Origin of the sequence: Fodinicola feengrottensis (assembly GCF_039530045.1) — a bacterium.
In the GTDB taxonomy this organism is placed as follows: Bacteria; Actinomycetota; Actinomycetes; order Mycobacteriales; family HKI-0501; genus Fodinicola; species Fodinicola feengrottensis.
This window is the reverse complement of record NZ_BAAANY010000019.1, coordinates 80,240-100,795: the sequence shown is the minus strand read 5'-3', so window position 1 is coordinate 100,795 and position 20,556 is coordinate 80,240. Positions and strand designations below refer to the sequence as shown.

The following is a 20,556-nucleotide window of genomic DNA, read 5'->3' as shown; positions in this document are numbered from 1 at the left end:
TCGACGTTGAGTGGGGGATAAAGTCCCGCACTCGACGAGAGTTCAGCGCGCGGCCTCAAACTCACCTCGACTCGATTCGAGTGGGGCCGATTTCGCCGACGGGTACGACGGTTTCGCGCCGTATTGGTACTTCGGTGGGGTGGTGCGGGGCAAAGCCGGAGGGCAGATCTGGAATATTGCCCTCGGACACGCCGAGCCACCTCCTTGAACGTGGAAGGTGGCCCGCTTACCGTCCGGGACAAGAAGAAACAGTTGACATAACTATAACCGTCTAGTTGAACGTGAGGGTCAGCGAAACGCTGACGCCGGCGAATCGGCGAAACGGAGCAAGATCGCAGCGCGTACGACCACAGAGCACCACCACCGTTAGGGAAGGCAGCCTGATGACACCTCCGCACAACTATCTCGCGGTCATCAAGGTCGTCGGCATCGGCGGCGGCGGCGTGAACGCGGTCAACCGGATGATCGAGGTCGGCCTCAAGGGCGTCGAGTTCGTCGCGATCAACACCGACGCGCAGGCGCTGCTGATGAGCGACGCCGACGTGAAGCTGGATGTCGGCCGCGAGCTGACCCGGGGCCTTGGCGCCGGCGCGAGCCCGGATGTCGGCCGCAAGGCCGCCGAGGACCACCGGGACGAGATCGAAGAGGTGCTCAAGGGCGCCGACATGGTCTTCGTGACGGCCGGCGAGGGCGGCGGTACGGGTACCGGCGGCGCGCCGGTGGTGGCGAGCATCGCCCGCAAGCTCGGCGCGCTGACCATCGGTGTGGTGACCCGGCCGTTCTCGTTCGAGGGCAAGCGCCGGCAGACCCAGGCCGACGCCGGCATCGAGGAGCTGCGCAACGAGTGCGACACGCTCATCGTGATCCCGAACGACCGGCTGTTGTCGCTGGGCGACCGGACGATCAGCATGATGGACGCGTTCCGTACGGCTGACCAGGTGCTGTTGTCCGGTGTGCAGGGCATCACCGACCTGATCACCACGCCCGGTCTGATCAACCTGGACTTCGCCGACGTGAAGTCCGTGATGAGCGGCGCCGGTTCCGCACTTATGGGCATCGGCTCGGCGCGCGGGGACAACCGGGCGCTGGAGGCCGCCGAGCTGGCCATCGCGAGCCCGTTGCTGGAGGCCAGCATGGAGGGCGCGCACGGTGTCCTGCTGTCGGTGTCCGGCGGATCCGACCTCGGGCTTTTCGAGATCAACGAGGCCGCGTCGCTGGTGTCCGATGCCGCCCACCCGGACGCGAACATCATCTTCGGCGCGGTGATCGACGACGCGCTCGGCGACGAGGTGCGGGTCACCGTGATCGCGGCCGGCTTCGACGGCGGCCACCCGCAGTATCACCGCAGTGAGCGGCCGCCGCGCCGGGACTCGTCAGACAACCGCGACTGGATGACCGGTAACCCGCACTCGGGTACGCCGAGCGGTACCCCGGCGCCACGGACGCCTCCGCCGGTCGTCCAGCCGGTCGAGCCATCGGCCCCGCCGCAGCCGGCCCGGATGCCACTGGATGACGTGGACGTACCGGACTTCCTCAAGAACGGGGCGTGACCGCCCGGCGGGCCGAACTGGCCGCGAACCGGGTCGCGGTGCTCGAACGGATCGCCGCGGCCGCCCGCCTGGCTGGACGCGAGCCGGCGGACGTGACGCTGATCGCGGTCACCAAGACCTTCCCGGCCGACGACGTGGTCACTCTCGCCGACCTCGGCCAGCGCGATGTGGCGGAGAACCGCGACCAGGAGGCGGCCGGCAAGGCCGCCGCGGTCGCCGCCGCCGCGCCGGACCACCCCGCCGTCGCGGGACTGCGATGGCATTTCGTCGGCCAGCTCCAGCGGAACAAGGTCGCCTCGGTCGTCCAGTACGCCGATGTCGTCCACAGCGTCGACCGCGCCCGGCTGGTGACGGCCCTGGACACGGCCGCTGCCCGGCACCGGGACCGACCACTGGAAGTTCTCCTGCAGGTCGATCTTCGTCCATTGGTAGCCGTCACCGGCCCGGCGCCGAGCATTGGCGAGCGCGGCGGGGTGTTGCCTGACGACCTGCTCGCCCTCGCCGGGACCGTCACCAGGAGCGACAACCTGCAGCTGGGCGGGCTGATGGCGGTGGCACCGCTGGGTGCGAACCCGGCCGAGGCGTTTGCTCGACTCGCCGATCTGGCTGAGCGACTGAGGGGCGAATTCCCCCAGGCGCGGATCATTTCGGCCGGAATGAGTGGGGACGCCGACGCGGCAATAGCGTACGGCGCGACACACGTACGCATTGGTACGGCGTTGCTTGGCGGAAGATCAGCCCGACTTATGTAGTCTGCTGTCACTCGAATAACAACAGTGTCATTAGTAGTCAGTTGTTTCGGGTGCGGTGGTGTTCAAGGGTTGAGTGCCACGTGCGGAATGGACCGACTCGAAGGGGGCGGGACCCGATGGGGACGTGGCGCAAGGCGGGTGTATGGCTCGGTCTCGTTGAGGATGACGAGGAGCCGGACTACATCGACGACGACCTCGACGCCTTCGACGAGGACTTCGAGCCACCAGCTCGACCACGGGGGCGTGCCACCGTGCAGTCCTCGGCGCGTTCCGAGCGTGTCGCAGACCGTTACGCGGAGCGTACGGAACGCCCTTCCGAGCGACTCGCGCACAGCGGTTCAGGGCACAGCAGCTCTTCGGGCCACAGCTCGTCTGGGCACAGCACTTCGGGGCACAGCGCTTCCGGGCGCAGTGGTACGACGCACAGTGTGACCGATCGCTCCTCGGTGCGCCCTTTCGCCCGAACGGAGCCGGCTTATGCGTCCGAGGACAACCTCGCGCTGGCGCCGCAGGTGGTGCACGCACCGGTGATAGCGCCTCCAGTGGTGGCTCAGCCGGAGGAACCTCCGTACCGCATAACCACTATGCATCCGACTACTTACAACGAGGCACGAACGATTGGGGAGCATTTCCGCGATCACATCCCAGTGATCATGAACCTGACAGAGATGACCGAAGCGGACGCTCGGCGGCTCGTTGACTTCTGTGCGGGACTTACCTTCGGTCTTCGGGGTAGCATCGACCGCGTCACCAACAGGGTGTTCCTGCTCTCGCCGGCCGATGTCGAAGTCACCGCTGAGGACAAGGCGAAGATCGCCGAGGGCGGGTTTTTCAACCAGAGTTGAAGGAGTGGGTAGGGACCGTGTCGCTGTTCTGGCAGGTGGCCTATCTCGTCGTCTACTTCCTGTTCCTGTTCCTGTTGGCCAGACTGGTGTTCGAATGGGTTCAGTCACTGGCCCGCCGATGGCACCCCAGCCGGGCGTCGGCGGTCACCTTGGAGCTGGTTTTCAGCGTGACGGACCCGCCGCTGAGGCTGCTTCGGCGGTTTATTCCACCCCTTCGTGTCGGTGGAATTAGTCTGGACTTAGGCTTTATCTTGCTCTTGTTAATTGTGTATGTCCTCATGAGCCTGCTGGGACGGTTGATATGACCTGCTCATGCGGAGCCCATTGGACCGAGGAGACGTTATGCCGCTGACACCCGCCGACGTGCACAACGTGGCGTTCAAGAAGCCTCCGATCGGCAAGCGAGGCTACGACGAGGAGGAGGTCGACGCCTTCCTCGACGAGGTGGAGCGCGAACTCGCCAGGCTCATCGAGGAGAACAACGACCTCCGAGCCCAAGCCGGCGGTCGCGCCGGTGCCGCGAGTACGCCCGTACGCGACGACGCCGACAGTCGTCGGCTCGCCCAGGAGAACTCCGAGCTCAAGGGCCAGATGGACCGGCTCCGGCAGGAGGCCCAAGCAGCCCAGCAGGCCGCTCAGCAGGCCCAGCAGGCGGCATCTCGTGCCCAGGACGCCCAGCGTGGCAGCCAGCCTCAGATGGCCGGCGCGATGGGGGGTCTCACTTCCGGAGAACCCGGCGGTGAGCAGGCGTTGCGGGTGCTCATGTTGGCACAGCGCACCGCCGACGATCACGTCGGGGAGGCCCGTCGGGAGGCTGAGAAGCTGCTCACCGACGCGCGCGCCAAGGCTGACGAGCTGACCCGCAACGCGCGGGCCAAGGCCGAGGCCCTGGAGCAGGAGGCCCGCCAGCGGCACCAGGAGGCCATGGGCAGCCTGGACGCGAAGCGCTCCGCCCTGCAGAAGCACATCGAGGAGCTCAAGTCCTTCGAGCGGGAGTACAGGACCCGCCTGAAGGCGTTCCTGGAGACCCAGTTGCGCGACCTGACCGACCGTGGCCAGGCCATCGAGACCGAGAGCCGGAGCGACCGTTCGTCGGCCAGCACCAGCTCGACCGGGATCAACAACTCGACCGGTGTGTCCGGCTCGTTCGGTGGCGGTGTCCGGGGCCTGGGCCTGGACAGCGGCCACGACAGCCGCTACTGATCGCGTACGAAGCACTGAACGGGAGCTGAGCGGGTGCTCGTCGGGAGCCTGCTGCTCATCGTGGCGGCCGCCGCGGTGCTGATCTATGGAGCGGTGACCAGCAATGTCCTGCTGATCACCGGTGCCATTGGCATCAGCGTGGTGGCCGCCGTTTTGCTGTACCTGGGAGCCCGCCAGGTCCGTCGACTGCCGGCCCGATCCGTCGCCGAACCGGTCAAGAAGGCGGCGAAGACCCCCGCCTCTCGCAGTTCTGAGAGCAAGACCGAGACCGCGGTGCTGCCGCGGGTCCCAGCCGCCGCTCCACCCGCGGCCCACCCATCGTCGGCCGTCCCGCCCGCTGTCGTCCCGCCTGCTGTCGTGCCGCCTGCTGTCGTACCGTCCGCGAAGAGGCCACCGGTGGTGGCCGAACGGGGCCGGCGCAAGCCCGTACCGCCAGAGGACCTGCCCTTCGCCCCGCCGCCGGCCGCCGACCGGTCTTCCACCAGCGGCATTCCGGCCCAGCCGGCCGGGAAGTCCGCGGAGCGCAGCGGGCCGGTCGGATCGGTGGATCCAGCGCTCGACAGCCCGACGACCCAACTGCCGGTCACGCCACCACCACCCGCCCTCAAAGCCGAGCCTCTCAAAGCTGAGCCTCTCAAAGCTGAGCCTCTCAAAGCTGAGCCCGCCAAGACTGAGTCGGCCAAGACTTCCCAGGTCAAGCCGCCGGTCAAGGCGCCGCCGGTCAAGGTTCCGCCGCTGAAAATCCCGCCGGTGAAGGTCCCGGTTGGCAAGATCCCGGTTGGCAAGGGCCCGGCGGAGAAGTCGAATGCGGCCGAGACCGCCGGCAAGGAGCCGGTCGAGCGGCGGGACGTGCTGCGCGATCCGGACGACCCGGCGGACGAGCCCGGCATCGAGCCGATCGGCACCGGGGTGGCCGACGAGTTCTCCGCCCGCGATGACGAGGTCTTCGTGGTAGATGGACGACCGCGGTTTCATCTGCCCACTTGTGCACACCTGGCGGACAAGGAGTCCGAGCCGGTGCCGGTGTGGGAGGCATTCGAGCTGGGTTTCACCCCCTGTGGCGGATGCCGTCCGGTGGCCGCCTTGATGGCCGTACGGCAATAGCGGTACGCATAACTTCCGGCTGCCGCGGTTTCCCGCTAGCGGATCCAGAATCCCCGCCTACCCTGGTCTGACAGCCACATGCATTGGCGCATGTCACGTTGTGGCGAACACGGACGTTACGTATCGTGTCTGCCTCGGGGAAGGCGTCTCGGCGAGACCTCGCGACCGGTGATACCGGGGTCGTGGGCGACAGCGGGGCCGCGCTCGCCGGCATGCAAGAGCGCAAGACAGGACATCCACTGTCGGACCGGATCCCGCCAGGTGCGCCGCGGCGGCGAGCAGAATGGACCAGGCCCGTGAGCCCCAACACCTCATCAGCGCCGCTGGCCGGCGCCAGCACGGAATATGCGGACATCAGAGCCGATCTGGCCGCCCGCGCCGACGACCTGCGCGGGGAACACGCCCGTGCCGTCGAAGAGATCTCCGAACTGCAGCGGGACCGGGTCTCCGACGGCGCCGGCGACGACCAGGCAGACGCCGGCAGCAAGGCCTTCGAGCGGGAGCAGGAGCTGTCGCTGGCGCGTGGCATCCAGGCCCGGCTGGACCAGGTCGAGCGTGCGCTGTCCCGGTTGGACTCCGGCACGTACGGCATCTGCGAGCAGTGCGGCAACAAAATCCCGACCGCCCGGCTGGAGGCTTTCCCGTTCGTTACGCTGTGCGTGACCTGCAAACAGCTTGAGGAGCGACACTGAGCGCGATGTCCACCACCGGGGACGATGAGCCGGCCGCTGTTCGCCCCCGCCCACTGCTAGGGCGCATCCTGCCGTTCGCGGTGATCGCCGTGGTCGTCATCGGTTTGGACCAGCTGACCAAGGCACTTGTGGTCGCCTACCTGGAGGGCCGGCCGCCGATCTGGCTGATCGGCAACCTGGTGTCGCTGCAGCCGACGCGCAACACCGGTGCCGCGTTTTCGTTGGGGCAGACGTACACAGTGGTGTTGTCGCTGTTCGCCATTGGCGTGATCGGCTACATCATCCGGATCGCCCGGAAACTGAAGTCGCTGGGCTGGGCGATCGCGCTCGGGCTGATCCTGGGCGGCGCGGCCGGCAACCTGACCGACCGGATTTTCCGTGCGCCGGCACCATTGCAGGGCGGAGTGGTCGACTTCGTCAGCATCGGCTGGTGGCCGATCTTCAATGTCGCCGACTCGTGTCTGTGCGTTGGAGTGGGGCTGGTGGTGTTGCTGGTTTTCCGCGGCATCGGCGTCGACGGGCAACGAATGGGTGACCAGTCGGCGAAGTCTGACGGACCGGTGTCAGACTCGTCCTCGTGAGTGACTCCCTGACTGGCGACCGCCGGTCCATGCCGGTGCCCGACGGGTTGGACGGCATGCGGGTCGATGCCGCGCTGGCCCGAATGTTCGGCCTGTCGCGTACGACGGCCGCCGCGCTGGCCGCCGCCGGTGACGTCAGCGTCGATGGGGTGGCGCAGGGCAAGTCCGACCGGGTGACCGGCGGCGCGTGGCTGGAAGTGACGTTGCCGCCGCCGCCAGGCGCGCCGAAACTCGAGATCGCCACCGTCGAGGGGCTGAGTGTCGTCTATGCGGACGACGACATCGCCATCGTCGACAAGCCCGTTGGCGTCGCCGCACATCCGAGCCCCGGCTGGACCGGGCCGACGGTGATCGGCGGCCTGGCCGCGATGGGGCACCGCGTCTCCACCAGTGGCGCGGCCGAGCGACAGGGCGTGGTGCACCGGCTGGACGCGGGCACCACCGGGCTGATGGTCGTCGCGAAAAGCGAGCGCGCCTACACGTTGCTGAAGCGGGCTTTCAAGGAACGTACGGTCGACAAGGGTTATGCGGCTGTCGTGCAAGGACATCTGGATCCGCTGCGCGGCACCATCGACGCCCCGATCGACCGACACCCGTCGTCGGACTGGAAGTTCGCGGTGGTGGCCGGCGGCCGGCCGAGCGTCACGCACTACGAGACGGCGGAGGCTTTTCGGGCGGCCAGTTTGGTCGACGTGAAGCTGGAAACCGGTCGTACGCACCAAATCCGCGTGCACATGGCGGCGATGCGGCACCCATGTGTCGGCGATCTGACGTACGGGGCCGATCCCACGCTCGCCCAGCGGGTGGGCCTGACCCGGCAGTGGCTGCATGCCGCCCGGCTTGGTTTCGAGCATCCGGCGCACGGCCAGTGGGTCGAATTCACCTCGCCGTATCCGGCGGATCTGCAGCACGCCCTCGACCTGCTGCGTGACGCCTCGGTATGAACCCGCTCCGGCGGCTGCGGCGCGGCGCAGCCCGGTTGGTCGCGGGATTTCGCCGGCTCGCGGTTTTCTCGCAGGTTTTGCTGGGTTTGGCGGTCGTCGCGGTCCTGATCGGCGGAACAGTAGTTTTCGGTGCCGCGTCGGCGCCACCGCCGTCCAATGTGGACGACATTGACGTCGTACGAGCCGGTCCTTCCCAAGGCGCCAACATCGCGGCGTACCTCGCGTCGACCCGGCAATCGCTGGCCGCGTTGTCCGGAACCGAACCGGTGCTCGCTCTCGTGTCATTTCGGGACTATCAGACGGCTTCTTCGGCCGCTTCGGTTTTGTCCGGTACGACGGTAAAACTGGCCTTCGCGAGAGTGCCGCTGCCAGGCGTACAGACGCGCCTTTCGTCTTTTCCGGTCACCCATGCCGGCACCGACCTGGCAGCGGGAATGGCCCGGCTGGCCACCGAACGCTCCACCGAATCCACCCAGTTGCGGCAGTCCGCGGCCACCGACCCCGCCGGCCGAACCCAAGACCTCATCGGCGCCGACATCGCTCGTCGCGAGGCCACCGCCTACCGCTCCGGCTGCGGCTGCCTCTACGCCGCCGTCATCTCCGGCGCGCCGGCGGCCCTTCGCACCTTCGCCAGCCGGTCGGCCGTACGCGCCGTCGACCCCACCCCGCAGATTACCGACCCTTACTCCGCGGTCTTCACCCCGCTGCTCCCCGAACAACTCACCACCGTCGCACCGCCCCCAGACACCGCCGGTTAGGCGGGTTTGTTTTCGGCGGCGCGTACGAGCAGCTCGGCGGCCTCGACGTGGGTGGGTAAGCCGGTGACATCACCGAGCGTGGAGACGATGCCGGCGGCCAGCTGGTTGCCGAGCCACGCGGACGGCAGCTCGGCCAGCCCGCGGAGCCGACCGACCAGATAGCCGGCGGCGACCGCGTCGCCGGCGCCGACCGGATCCACCACCGAGGAGGCCGCGGATGGCAGGTGGTACGTGTCAGCGCCGGCGTCGACCCACAGGCCGTCGGCGCCGGCCTTGACGACGGTCTCGGCGACGCCGGCCGAGCGGGCGGCGGCGATGATCGCGTCCGGGGCGTCGACGCCGAAGACCGGCAGCGCCTCGTCCGTACCGATGAACAGTCGGCCGCAGCCCTCCAGCAGCTCCCGAGAGCGCTTGCCCTGGCCCCTCACATCGCCCAACTGCGGGCGGATGTTCACGTCGAAGGCGACCTCGATGCCGGCCGCCGGCGCCTCCCGGCAGAGCCGGGCGACCAGCGCGTACGGGCCCTCGCCCAGGGCCGCGGTGAGGCCGGACGTGAGGATCGCGGTCGGCCGCGCCGCCAGCACCCGGTCCGCGTCGGCGGCGGACAGCCGGGCGGCCGCCGACCCGGCCCGGTAGTAGTAGACCCGGCGGGCGCCGTCGTCGGTCACGTCCTTGAGGAACAGCCCGGTGGGGCGCTCCGGGTCGGTGGCGATCAGGGTGGTGTCAATGCCGAGATCGGCGGCGGCGGCGATCAGCCGGGCGCCCAGCGGGTCGGCGCCCACCGCCGTACAGAGGGCTGTCCGGACGCCGAACCGGGCGGTGCCGGCCGCCACGTTCAGTTCGGCGCCGGCGACGTGTACGTCCAGCCTGGGGGCCGTCAGCAGGCGCTGGTCGGCCGGCGGCTGGAACAGGACCATCGGCTCGCCGACGGTGATGAGGTCGAGGGAGTCAGGCACGCGTTGCATTCTGCCTGCCCGCTGGCCTGTTCAGCGAACTCCGCAAGATCAGACGGCGGGCGCGATCTGGGCGTCCGGGTGGGCCGCGGTCTCCAGGGCGGCTGCGAGCGCGGCGACCTGGCCGATCTTGGCGGCGAGCTGGTCGGCGGTCCGGTCCCGGAGCGGGATGTGTACGAGCACCGCACGGTCGGCGAGCGTGACGAAGTCGGTGCTCACCGGCGCGAGGGCGGACCGTACAGCCGGCAGCGCCAGCAGCCGGGCGCCGTCCTGGTCCGCCTCGGCCAGCTTGAAGTGCTGGTTGCTCGGCAGGCCTTGGTCGACGAGCTCGGGGCCGACGTACCGGATGCCCAGCCGGAACTGTCCGGCGGGCCTTGCGAGGTGCGCGACCACGCTCATCATCGACAACCAGTCGGCCGGCCGCGGCCCGATCGCGGCGGCCCAGTCGTCGCGGCCAGCCAACACCGGCTGTCGCCACTCGAAGAGCTCGACCGGCACGGTCCCTACGGACCCGTACCAACCGTCTGAGACGGGCACGGGCCCGCCGGCGCGCCCGTCGATCTCCCGCGGGCCCAGCTCGGTCGCCCACACCCGGATGGCCCATGGCCACAGCGCTGTCCGCTGCAGACGGGCAGCGGTCGCTGCCGTGCCGACCAGCGCTGACATCTCATTCCCCTTCGGCTGGTGAAACCCACCCGCCGCCATTCTGCTGCTTACAGTGTGTTGCTGGCGTAAAGCGGTCCGGGTTCCATCGGACCGAACCGGTCCGACACGCGCCTTGGCCAACGCCAAAGTTGTCATACCGGCGTGCGAGGATCGCTGACGGACCCACACCACTTTGGGTCGTTGGTTTTGAAAAAAAGAGGGGGGTCAAGCCGAGGATGTCGTCGCCCGGCTCGTCCAGTGATTCGTTCGTACACCTGCACGTGCATACGGAATACTCGATGCTGGACGGCGCGGCGCGCCTGAAGGATCTGTTCGCCGAGGTGGCGCGCCAGGAGATGCCGGCGGTCGCGATGACCGACCACGGCAACATGCACGGCGCGAACGACTTCTACAAGCAGGCGATGAAGGCCGGCGTCACGCCGGTGATCGGCATTGAGGCGTATGTGGCGCCGGCCTCGCGCTATCACAAGCAGCCGGTGAAGTGGGGCGATCCGCACCAGAAGCGCGACGACGTCTCCGGTGGCGGCCACTACACCCACAAGACGCTGTGGGCGCGCAACGCGCAGGGCCTGCACAACCTCTTCAAGCTGACCTCCCGGGCGTATACAGAGGGTTTCGTACGCAAGTGGGCCCGGATGGACGACGAGACGCTGGCCGAGCACGCGGCCGGGGTGATGGCGACCACCGGCTGCCCGTCCGGCGAGGTGCAGACCCGCCTGCGGCTCGGTCAGTACGACCAGGCGCTCGCCTCGGCGGCCAAATACCGCGACATCTTCGGCGCGGACAACTACTTCATCGAGTTGATGGACCACGGGCTGGACATCGAACTGAAGGTGCGGGACGGGCTGCTGCGGATCGGCAAGGAGCTCGGCCTGCCGTTCGTGGTGACCAACGACTCGCACTACACGCACGAGGCGGACGCGGACTCGCACGACGCGTTGCTGTGCATCCAGACTGGCAAGACGCTCGCCGACCCGGATCGGTTCAAGTTCTCCGGCAGCGGCTACTACATCAAGACCGCGGACGAGATGCGCGGCATCGACTCGTCCGACGCCTGGCAGGAAGGCTGCCGGAACACCCTGCTGATCGCCGAGCGGGTGGACACCACCGGGATGTTCCAGTTCAAGGACCTGTCGCCGCGTTACCCCGTGCCGGAAGGGGAGACCGAGGAGTCCTGGTTCCGGATCGAGGTCGAGCGCGGGATGCGCCGGCGCTTCCCGGACGGCATTCCGCCCAAGCACCAGGAGCAGGCCGACTACGAGATGAAGGTCATCCTGGACAAGGGATACGCATCGTATTTCCTGGTCGTGGCCGACTTCATCGTGTGGTCCAAGAACAACGGCGTGCGGGTCGGCCCCGGCCGAGGCTCGGCCGCCGGTGCCATCGTCGCGTACGCGATGGGCATCACCGACCTGGACCCGTTGCTGCACGGCCTGTTCTTCGAGCGCTTCCTGAATCCCGAGCGCGAGTCGATGCCCGATATCGACATCGACTTCGACGAGCGTGGCCGCGGCGAGGTTATCAAGTATGTGACGGAAAAATGGGGCGAGGACAAGATCGCCCAGATCGCCACGTACGGCACGATCAAAGCGAAGGCGGCCATCAAGGACGCCGGCCGGATCCAGGGTTTCCCGTACGCGCTGGGCGACCGGATCACCAAGGCGTTCCCACCGGCGGTGATGGGCAAGGACATCCCGCTGTCCGGGGTGTTCGACGAGAAACACCCGCGCTACAACGAGGCCGGCGAGCTTCGCCGGCTCTACAACGACGAGGTCGACGTCCGGCAGGTTTTCGACCGTGCCAAGGGAATCGAGGGCCTGATCCGGCAGACCGGCGTGCACGCGGCCGGGGTGATCATGAGTTCGGAGACGATCACCGACTACATCCCGGTGATGCGGCGGGACTCCGACGGCGTGATCATCACCCAGTTCGACTACCCGACGTGCGAGTCGCTCGGCCTGCTGAAGATGGACTTCCTGGGCCTGCGCAACCTGACCATCATCGAAGACGCGCTGCGCAACGTAAAACTCAACCACGACGTCGACATCGACCTGGACCACCTGGCCCTGGACGACCCGAAGACGTACGAGCTGCTCGGCCGCGGTGACACGCTCGGCGTCTTCCAGTTCGACGGCGGTCCGATGCGGTCGCTGCTGCGGTTGATGCAGCCGGACAACTTCGAGGACATCTCCGCGGTCGGCGCGCTTTACCGACCCGGACCGATGGGCGCGAACTCGCACATCAACTACGCGCTGCGCAAGAACAAGCAGCAGGACATCACGCCGATTCATCCCGAGCTCGAGGACGCTCTCAAGGACATCCTGTCCAAGACCTACGGCCTGATCGTTTATCAGGAGCAGGTCATGGAAATCGCGCAGAAGGTCGGCAACTACACGCTCGGTCAAGCGGACCTGCTCAGGCGTGCGATGGGCAAGAAGAAAAAAGAAGTCCTGGACAAGGAATTCGTGCCATTCAGTGAGGGCATGAAATCCAACGGCTTCTCGATGGCCGCGGTGAAGGCGCTGTGGGACATCCTGGTGCCGTTCTCCGACTACGCGTTCAACAAAGCGCACAGCGCCGCGTACGGTGTCGTCTCGTACTGGACGGCATTTCTGAAAGCCAACTATCCGGCCGAATACATGGCCGCGCTGCTGACTTCGGTACGGGATGACAAGGACAAGTCGGCGGTCTACCTGAACGAATGCCGCCGGATGGGCATCCAGGTGCTGCCGCCGGACGTGAACTCCTCCAGCGCCGACTACACCCCGGTCGGCACCGACATCCGCTTCGGCCTGGCGGCCGTGCGCAACGTCGGCGCCAACGTGGTTGCCGCGATCGAGCGCTGCCGCAAGGAAAAAGGCGCCTATACAGACTTTTACGATTTCCTCCGCAAAGTCGATGCGGTGGCCTGCAACAAGAAGACGATGGAAGCCCTGGTCAAGGCCGGGGCCTTCGACTCGCTCAACCACCCGCGCCGTGGCCTGCTGGCGATCCACGCCGATGCGGTCGACGCTTTCAGCGCCACCAAACGAAATGAGGCGATCGGCCAGTTCGACCTGTTCGGCGATGTCGGCGCCGACGAGGAAGCGGTCGTCGTCACGCCGGCGATCCCGGCAGGCGAGTGGGAGAAGGCCGATCTGCTCGCGTTCGAGCGGGAAATGCTCGGCCTCTACGTTTCGGACCACCCACTTTCCGGGGTGGAACACGTCCTTTCGGCGGCCGCGGACACTTCTTTGGTGGCGTTGAACGAAGACGCTGTGCCAGACGGCAAACTCGTCACCGTCGCCGGCATCCTCGGCGGCGTGACCCGCAAGGTCACCAAGGCCGGCAAGTCGTGGGCGATGGCCCAGCTGGAGGACTTGTCGGGCTCGGTCGAGGCGCTGTTCTTCCCAGCCACGTACGAGCTGGTCAGCATGCACATTGCCGAGGACGCGATCGTCGTGTTGAAGGCCCGCGTCGACAAACGTGACGACGTGCCGCGACTGATCGTCTCGGACCTGTCGATCCCGAACCTGACCGACATCTCCAAGGCCCCGGTGACCCTGTCGCTGGCCGCCAACCGCTGCACCCCGCCGCTGGTGAACCAGCTCCGCGAGGTGCTGGTCACCCACCCCGGCACCACCGAGGTCCGACTGAAAGTCACCAACGGCGGTCAAGCCACCATGCTCCGCCTCCAGGACGGCCTGCGTGTGACACCTTCTCCGGCGCTGATGGGCGACCTCAAAGCCCTCCTGGGCTCCGGCTGCATCGTCGCCTAGATGTGCCGGCGCATGCCTCGGCTAGGATGTCGTCAGCGGTTGGTGAGAGGAGGGTGTCATGAGTATTTCAGCACACGTGTCTGACGGTGATGGGCCGGGCGGCGAGGATCCTCGTGTCACTCTAGGGCAGCTGATTGTCTTCCACCGGGGGGAATGGACAGAGGCCGACTACAACGCACTCCCAGAGGGCGTCCATGTCGAGCTGCACGACGGAAGGCTGATCCTGGTGCCCGAGCCGACGTATGAACATCAGTACGCGGCAAGAGTTCTTGCCAACGATCTATCCGAAGCGATCGGGGATCCGCACCTCGTGGTAGGACCGGTAGACGTACGGATGGCTGACGGTCATCGCTACAGGTCACCCGATCTGGTAGTCCTGCGAAGCCGTTACCGCGGTCGACCGGCTGATCCGCAGAACGTCCAACTCGTGGCCGAAATCGTGTCGCCTGGTGGAGGCGACGAGTACGACCAGAAGATGATCGTCTATGCCGAGGCTGGCATCGCGTGGTATCTGATCGTGCAGGAAACCCCAGCTGGGTATTTTGCCGAGCTTTACGAGCTCGAAACCACGTCGAACAAATACGTACGTCACTCGGCGACCGCGCCGGCTGGTGAGTTGGACCTGCCCGAGCCTTTCCACGGCACCCTGCGGCTGCGCCAGCTGTCCTGAGGTCCGATAGCGCAGCCGGTTGAGAAAAGGTCGACGCGCGGGCGCCCGTACCAGGAGCATGGTGGGTATGGGAACGGATATTTACGGATGGCTGGAGTGTCGGGCGTGGCCGGGCAATTTGGATGAGACCTCATGGTCGGCGGCGATCAACCTGTCGCTTTTGACCACAGCACGGGACTACGACGCCTTCGGCTGTCTTTTCGGAGTCCGGAACTACGCGAAGTTCGGTCCGATTGCTGCCGATCGTGGCCTGCCCGTGGATGTGTCCGACGTAGTGAGACAGGATCACGCCGAGTCGCTGGAGGACATGGGTTTCGGGGACACCTGGATCGGCTGGGACGAGCTGAAAGCGGTTGACTGGGACGAGTTCGCGGAGGCGCCGGACAGCCGGATCCATCAGTACGAGCGAGGCGCCGCCGGTGAGTTACGGATGGTGGAAAAGGCGGTCTGGAGCCGAAAGTTCACTGAAGTCGCCGGGATCACCGGTCCGGTCGGCGGCTATGGCGAGCGGAACTGGCCGGACGGTACCGAATGGGTGGACGGCACCACTGTCTTTCGGGCCGAGCGGCTTCGCCGCCGGGATGCCCTGTCCCTTGACTCGGGAGGCGATTGGCAGCCTTTGTGGGACGCCTGCGCGTTGCTGGCTTCGGTGCACGGCGACGAAAACGTACGACTCGTCGTCTGGTTCGTGTCCTAAAGGGCTGTGGCTACGTTCGGAGGGTGGCGACGGCGTTGGCGGCGGCCAGGCCAATGGCGGTGTTGATGTGGCTGTCGTTGGCGGGATGGGTCAGTGCTCGGGTGAAAACCGCGGCGGCGTAACGCGAGCCGTCCGGAAACTGGATCACGCCGGCCTCGTTGCGTACGACGCCGAGCAGCCCGCCGCTCTTAGCGGAAACCCTGACCGGGCGCGGAAAACCCATGGCCAGCCGGTGCCGGGTGAGTTGGGTCGCCATCAACTGTCTGACCTGCGCGCAGGCTTGCGGCGGGCCGGCTTCGTCGCGCCAGATCAGGCTCACCAGAGTGGCTGCTTCGCTTGCGGTCGTACGCATCGCCGTCGCCGGCCGCATAGCGCGAGACCGGGAAACCAGTTCGTCGACATGCGGGTCGGCGGAGGCGTTGACCAGCTCTTTCCAGTCGGCGAAGCCAGCGTCCGTGCCGACGGAGTCGAGCATGTCCCGCAATGTCGTCGGGATGATCGTACGCGTGAGCCCGAGCGAGGTCAGGGTGGCGTGGATGCTGTCCAGACCGACCTTGTCGATCAGTACGTCGGTGGCCGCGTTGTCACTGATCACCATCATCATCCGAGCCAGGTCCCGTACGGACACCTCAACGTCGTCGGCGAAGTTCGAGAATCCGGTTGGCCCGGCGGTGTTGCTGGTGGGGGAGAGGCGGACGCGCTCAGTCGGGTCGAGTTTTCCGCCGGAGATCTGCCTAAAGACCTCTAACGCCACTGGGGTCTTGGCCACCGAGGCGGAAACCACCAGATCATCGGCGCCGACGGCCACCTCGCCGGGGCCGTCGATTTCCCGTACGCACAGCCATCCCTCGCACCCGGCATCGGCGAAACACTCATAGGTTCAGTCTTACAAACGCAGTGCCTGCTTCACGAGAGAGAGCGCCTTGTCGGCGTCGATGCCGAGTTGCCGGACACGAGCCGCGTACGCGAGCGCCGCTTCGTGAGCGGCTTGCAGACCGGCGTCTGGACTGGCGGCCACAAAAGTGCCATGTCGGCCGCGGGTGACGACGACGCCGTCCTGCTCCAGCTCACGGTACGTACGGGCGACGGTGTTCGCGGCGATGCCCAGATCGGTGGCGAGTTGGCGGACCGGCGGCAGTCGGGTGCCGGCCGGCAGCACGCCCGAGCGGGCCTGCTCGGTGACCTGAACGCGCAGCTGCTCGTACGGCGGTGTCGCCGACCGCGGATCGATCTCGACGATCATGACAGCGACCTTTGGGTATGTTTTTCGTCGAGTGCGGGACATTGTGCCGCACTCGACGTCGAGTGCGGGGTTTTGTCCCGCAGTCGACGTGGCGGCCGACACCAGTGGGGTGTCGCGGACTCGGCGCGCCCTAAGCGAGGGCGGCGTCGATGGCGGAGGTGACGATCTCGTCCTCGGGCTCGGTGCGCGGACGGAAGCGAGTGACCGAGCCGTCGGCGGTGACCAGGAATTTCTCGAAGTTCCACTGCACGTCGCCAGCTGCGCCCTCAGCGTCGGCGACCTTGGTCAGTTCGGCGTAGAGCGGGTGCCGGCTCTCGCCGTTGACGTCGATCTTCTCGAAGAGCGGGAAGCTCACGCCGTACGTGGTGGAGCAGAACTCCTGGATTTCCTCGGCGGAGCCGGGTTCCTGGCCGGCGAACTGGTTGCAGGGGAAGCCGACGACCGAGAATCCGCGGTCGGCGTAGCGCTTCTGTAGCCGCTCCAGGCCCTCGTACTGCGGGGTCAGTCCACATTTGGACGCCACGTTGACGACCAGCAGCGCCTTGTCGCCCAGCGCCCCGAGGGTGGACGGCGAGCCGTCCAGGGTGGTCAATGGAATGTCTTGAATGCCCATGTCAGTGCACCTTTGCTCGGTCGACTACTAAGTTAAAGCCTCTGACATTCAGCCGTTGGTGGCGAGTGTCAGCTCGTGTTAGGTGGGACACAGTCAGGACACTAGTGCGACTCGCGGGGCACGTCGTGTCCGCTCGCGCCGACCAGGAAGTCGAGGTCGACGCCTTGATCGGCTTGCAGAACATGCTCGCCGTAGAGCCGTACCCAACCGCGGGTGGCGTGTGGTGCGGGCGCCTTCCAGTCGGCCCGGCGGCGGGCCAACTCCTCGTCGTCGACCTCCATGGCGATCGTCCGTGCCGGCACGTCCAGCGAGACGATGTCCCCGGTGCGTACGAGTGCGAGCGGACCGCCGACCGCGGCTTCCGGCGAGACGTGCAGGACCACCGTGCCGTACGCGGTGCCGGACATCCTGCCGTCACAGATCCGTACCATGTCGGTGATGCCGCGCTTGAGCAGTTTCGTCGGCAGGGTCACGTTGCTGACCTCCGGCATCCCCGGATAGCCGCGCGGGCCGCAGTTTCTGATGACCAGCACGGTGTTCTCGTCGACCGGCATCTCCGGGTCGTCGGCGACCGCGTAATATTCCTCTGGAGACTCGAAAACCATCGCCGGGCCGCGGTGTGTCATGAGCTTCACCGAGGCCGCCGACTGTTTGATGACCGCTCCGTCCGGTGCCAGGTTGCCGCGCAGTACGGCGGTGCCGGTGCCGGCTTCCTGGAGCGGGTTTTCCAGCGTACGAATGACTTCCCGGTTATAGCATTCGGCGTCGGCGATGTTCTGGGCGAGCGTCGCGCCGGTCACTGTGATCGCGGACGTGTCGATCAGTGAACTGAGCTCGGCCATCACCGCCGGAATCCCGCCGGCGTAACAGAAATCCTCCATCAGGAAACGTCCGGACGGCATCAGGTCAACCAGGGTCGGAATGTCCCTTACCAGCCGGTCGAAATCGTCCAGCTCCAGCGGCACCCCGAGCCGGCCGGCGATCGCGGTCAAGTGAATCACCGCGTTTGTCGAGCCGCCAATGGCGGCATTGACACGAATGGCGTTCTCGAAAGCGGTACGCGTCATGATCTGGCTCGGCCGCAGGTCTTCCTCCACCATTTTCACGATCCGCTGGCCGGCCTGCGTCGCGGTCTTGTAACGGCGCGCGTCGACCGCTGGCCAGGTGGCCGAATAAGGCAGCTGCATCCCCAAAGCCTCGGCCATGCTGGCCATCGTGGACGCGGTGCCCATCGTCATGCAGTGACCGTTTGACCGGGACATGCAGCTTTCCGCGAAGAAACATTCCTCCTGAGTCATCCGACCGGCGCGTACTTCCTCGTCGAACTTCCACACGTGCGTACCGGATCCGATGTCCTGGCCCTTGAACTTGCCGTTCAGCATCGGCCCGCCGGTCACCATCAGCGCCGGAATGTCCACACTGGACGCGGCCATCAACAGACCCGGAGTTGTCTTGTCGCAGCCGGAAAGCAGCACTACGCCGTCCATCGGGTTGGCGCGCATCAGCTCTTCGGCTTCCATCGCGAGCAGGTTGCGATAAAGCATCGCGGTCGGACGCAACAAAGTTTCGCCCAGTGCCATCGCCGGAAACGCGAGCGGGAATCCGCCGGCCTGCCAAACCCCGGTTTTCACCGCGTCCGCGACCTGGGTCAGGTGCGCGTTGCAGGGCGCCAGATCGGAGGCGGTGACCGCGATCCCAATCACCGGCCGGCCGTCGAAAACCTCGTCGGTGTAGCCCTGGTTTCGCATCCAGGAACGGTGAATCATGCCGCTCTTGTCCGACCCGCCGAACCAGGTCGCGCTGCGCCGCCGCGTGTTGCCCTGCTCCACTGCGCTGTCTCCTCGCTGAAGCCGATGGTTAGCCAACTCGACCTCATCAGTCGATGACTCAGTACGCAAGCGAGGTCCTTGAGAGTGATACGAGAAACGGGTATGACAAGCTCAAACGGTCATGACGAGCGAGCAGAGCGCCACCGAAGCGGCCGAGGACGGCAGTCAGCCGGCCGCCGCCCCGGAGCCCAACAGCCGGGTCCACCTGAGAAAGCCCGACCAGAGCCAGCCAACACAGGCCCAGGAGGACCCAGAGCAGGCTGACCCGTACGCCGACTGGCAACCGCCGGCTCTGTCGATCGGCCGCGCCTTCGCCGTCGCGGACCTGGTGCGAGCCGGCATCGCCGCCGCGGTGCTGCTCGTCCTCGGCGCCCCCCTTGGCCTGCTGTGGTCGGCGATCGCGCCGCACGCGATGGCCGCGCAAACCGCCGGCGGTGCGATCTACACCGGTTTCGACAACGAGGTCTTCGTCGCGGCGGACGCCGTCCTTGGTGCGATCGGGCTGGTGGTGGGCATCCTGGCCGGCGTCGGCGGATACCTGTGGCTTAGCCGGCGCGGTCCGTGGATGGCCATCGGGCTGGCTGTCGGTGGCGCCGCCGGCTCGGCGTTGGCGATGGTCGTTGGCCACCAGATCGGCCTCGCGACCTTCGACCGGTTGGTGGCCAGCGGCCCGGTCGGCACCCAGTTCACCGCGCCGGTGAGCGTACGGGCGACCGGCGTCCTGCTGATCGAGCCGCTCGTCGCGGTGCTGGTGTACGTGGTGACCGCGGGCTGGTCGAAGTACGGCGACCTGCGCCGCGGCGACTTCGAGATCCCGCCGGAGGTTTGGGGCGAGCATGCGCCCGCGGAAACTAGTTCAGACTTAGCGGCGCCCGCAGCTCGGCCAGCGGCACCGGAACAGCCCGAAGCCGCCGAAGCATCGTCGCCTCCCGCTTGAGCAGCCGCAGCTCGCGGCGCAGCCGGGCGATGGTGGACACCTCGGCCAGCAGGTCCTGACGGTCCCGCTGCGGCAGCGGTGCGCTCGCGGCGACCAGATGGGACAGCGTGGTCGGCTCGGCTGGCAGCTTCAGCGCCGTGGCGCCGGCCGCCGAGCGCAGCTCGATGTGTTCGGGCTGCGGCGGCAGATCCTCGTCCCGTTGCGTCTCGGTGACGCTCGCGATCAACGCGACATAGCGCTGGAACACCTCGGCGACGCTCACCGACAGCAGGGTCGCCTCGGCCAGCTCGTACGGCTCGTCCGGCAGCCACTCGACCTCGCCGAACGGGTACGGCGCGGACGTGGTGTCCAGGTCGTGCAGCCGAAATCGGCGGCGGCCCACCGACACGATGTCGTAGCGGCCGTCCGGATATGCCGCCACCTGCCGCAACTCCGCCGTACAGCCCACGTCGTAGAGCGCTTTCACGCCGTCGACGCCGACCTCCCAGCCCTGCTTGATGCTGACCACGCCGAACTCTCGGCCAGGGCCTTCCGGAGCTTCCATGAGAAGCCTGGTCAGGGCGCGATAACGGGGTTCGAAAACGTGTAGCGGCAACACGACACCCGGGAACAGTACGGTCCCCAAGGGGAACAACGGGATTGCCTCCACTCGGGCGAGCGTATGCCGGTGCCGGCCGGTTCGCCTGGTGAATCTCAGGTCTAGACAACGCATCCGCCCGTACCGGCGCGCCGAAAGTGGTCCCTGCCACGCCCGATGCGCC

The 20,556-nt window shown here is 67.0% G+C and carries 21 protein-coding genes; 14 read left to right on the top strand and 7 right to left on the bottom strand.

Annotation, left to right across the window (positions count from 1 at the left end; all coding sequences use genetic code 11):
- Positions 1-383 precede the first annotated feature (383 nt).
- From ftsZ to ABD301_RS23385, 10 genes are all read left to right on the top strand, one after another.
- A complete protein-coding gene (ftsZ, locus tag ABD301_RS23430; RefSeq protein WP_344312590.1) occupies positions 384-1,550 on the top strand; it encodes a cell division protein FtsZ in 1,167 nt (388 codons plus the stop codon).
- Entirely contained in the window at positions 1,547-2,302 is a 756-nt protein-coding gene (locus ABD301_RS23425) for a YggS family pyridoxal phosphate-dependent enzyme (protein WP_344312589.1), read from the top strand. The genes ftsZ and ABD301_RS23425 overlap by 4 nt, the downstream gene beginning before the upstream one ends.
- Before the next feature lie 116 nt (positions 2,303-2,418).
- On the top strand, positions 2,419-3,147 hold the full coding sequence (locus ABD301_RS23420) for a cell division protein SepF (RefSeq protein ID WP_344312584.1): 729 nt from the start codon (positions 2,419-2,421) through the stop codon (positions 3,145-3,147).
- A gap of 17 nt (positions 3,148-3,164) precedes the next feature.
- Entirely contained in the window at positions 3,165-3,452 is a 288-nt protein-coding gene (locus ABD301_RS23415; protein WP_344312583.1) for a YggT family protein, read from the top strand.
- A gap of 37 nt (positions 3,453-3,489) precedes the next feature.
- A complete protein-coding gene (locus ABD301_RS23410) occupies positions 3,490-4,350 on the top strand; it encodes a DivIVA domain-containing protein (protein WP_344312580.1) in 861 nt (286 codons plus the stop codon).
- A gap of 33 nt (positions 4,351-4,383) precedes the next feature.
- Complete coding sequence (locus tag ABD301_RS23405; protein WP_344312578.1) at positions 4,384-5,454, top strand: hypothetical protein; 1,071 nt, start codon at positions 4,384-4,386, stop codon at positions 5,452-5,454.
- Between the two features lie 125 nt (positions 5,455-5,579).
- A complete protein-coding gene (locus ABD301_RS23400) occupies positions 5,580-6,146 on the top strand; it encodes a TraR/DksA family transcriptional regulator (RefSeq protein ID WP_344312576.1) in 567 nt (188 codons plus the stop codon).
- 5 nt (positions 6,147-6,151) lie between these two features.
- Complete coding sequence (lspA, locus tag ABD301_RS23395) at positions 6,152-6,727, top strand: signal peptidase II (protein WP_163571523.1); 576 nt, start codon at positions 6,152-6,154, stop codon at positions 6,725-6,727.
- A gap of 29 nt (positions 6,728-6,756) precedes the next feature.
- A complete protein-coding gene (locus tag ABD301_RS23390; RefSeq protein ID WP_163571604.1) occupies positions 6,757-7,671 on the top strand; it encodes an RluA family pseudouridine synthase in 915 nt (304 codons plus the stop codon).
- Positions 7,668-8,429: a hypothetical protein gene (locus ABD301_RS23385; RefSeq protein ID WP_163571525.1), complete on the top strand. Its 762-nt coding sequence runs from the start codon at positions 7,668-7,670 to the stop codon at positions 8,427-8,429. Before ABD301_RS23390 ends, ABD301_RS23385 begins: the two co-directional genes overlap by 4 nt.
- Here ABD301_RS23385 and ABD301_RS23380 read toward each other — a convergent pair.
- Positions 8,426-9,385 (bottom strand): sugar kinase, encoded by a 960-nt coding sequence (locus tag ABD301_RS23380; protein WP_344312574.1) that lies wholly within the window; start codon positions 9,383-9,385, stop codon positions 8,426-8,428. The genes ABD301_RS23385 and ABD301_RS23380 overlap by 4 nt on opposite strands.
- Positions 9,386-9,433: 48 nt before the next feature.
- Positions 9,434-10,048 (bottom strand): hypothetical protein, encoded by a 615-nt coding sequence (locus ABD301_RS23375; protein ID WP_344312572.1) that lies wholly within the window; start codon positions 10,046-10,048, stop codon positions 9,434-9,436.
- Positions 10,049-10,263: 215 nt separating this feature from the next.
- Here ABD301_RS23375 and dnaE point away from each other — a divergent pair, with 215 nt between their 5' ends.
- From dnaE to ABD301_RS23360, 3 genes are all read left to right on the top strand, one after another.
- Entirely contained in the window at positions 10,264-13,806 is a 3,543-nt protein-coding gene (dnaE, locus tag ABD301_RS23370; RefSeq protein ID WP_344312570.1) for a DNA polymerase III subunit alpha, read from the top strand.
- 58 nt (positions 13,807-13,864) lie between these two features.
- A complete protein-coding gene (locus tag ABD301_RS23365) occupies positions 13,865-14,476 on the top strand; it encodes a Uma2 family endonuclease (RefSeq protein ID WP_344312569.1) in 612 nt (203 codons plus the stop codon).
- A gap of 67 nt (positions 14,477-14,543) precedes the next feature.
- Entirely contained in the window at positions 14,544-15,173 is a 630-nt protein-coding gene (locus ABD301_RS23360; RefSeq protein WP_163571533.1) for a hypothetical protein, read from the top strand.
- 10 nt (positions 15,174-15,183) lie between these two features.
- On the opposite strand, the gene ABD301_RS23355 is transcribed toward ABD301_RS23360, so the two are convergent.
- From ABD301_RS23355 to ABD301_RS23340, 4 genes are all read right to left on the bottom strand, one after another.
- Positions 15,184-15,999: a serine hydrolase gene (locus tag ABD301_RS23355; protein ID WP_344312737.1), complete on the bottom strand. Its 816-nt coding sequence runs from the start codon at positions 15,997-15,999 to the stop codon at positions 15,184-15,186.
- Positions 16,000-16,059: 60 nt separating this feature from the next.
- Complete coding sequence (locus ABD301_RS23350) at positions 16,060-16,416, bottom strand: GntR family transcriptional regulator (protein WP_163571536.1); 357 nt, start codon at positions 16,414-16,416, stop codon at positions 16,060-16,062.
- A 130-nt stretch (positions 16,417-16,546) separates the two neighbouring features.
- Entirely contained in the window at positions 16,547-17,029 is a 483-nt protein-coding gene (locus ABD301_RS23345) for a glutathione peroxidase (protein WP_344312568.1), read from the bottom strand.
- A 101-nt stretch (positions 17,030-17,130) separates the two neighbouring features.
- Positions 17,131-18,858, bottom strand: coding sequence for an IlvD/Edd family dehydratase (locus ABD301_RS23340; protein WP_163571537.1), 1,728 nt, complete (start codon positions 18,856-18,858; stop codon positions 17,131-17,133).
- A 121-nt stretch (positions 18,859-18,979) separates the two neighbouring features.
- On the opposite strand from ABD301_RS23340, the gene ABD301_RS23335 reads away from it, so the two are divergent.
- A complete protein-coding gene (locus ABD301_RS23335; RefSeq protein ID WP_344312567.1) occupies positions 18,980-19,795 on the top strand; it encodes a DUF2567 domain-containing protein in 816 nt (271 codons plus the stop codon).
- On the opposite strand, the gene ABD301_RS23330 is transcribed toward ABD301_RS23335, so the two are convergent.
- Positions 19,710-20,507 (bottom strand): LON peptidase substrate-binding domain-containing protein, encoded by a 798-nt coding sequence (locus ABD301_RS23330; RefSeq protein ID WP_344312565.1) that lies wholly within the window; start codon positions 20,505-20,507, stop codon positions 19,710-19,712. The genes ABD301_RS23335 and ABD301_RS23330 overlap by 86 nt on opposite strands.
- Between the last annotated feature and the right edge of the window lie 49 nt (positions 20,508-20,556).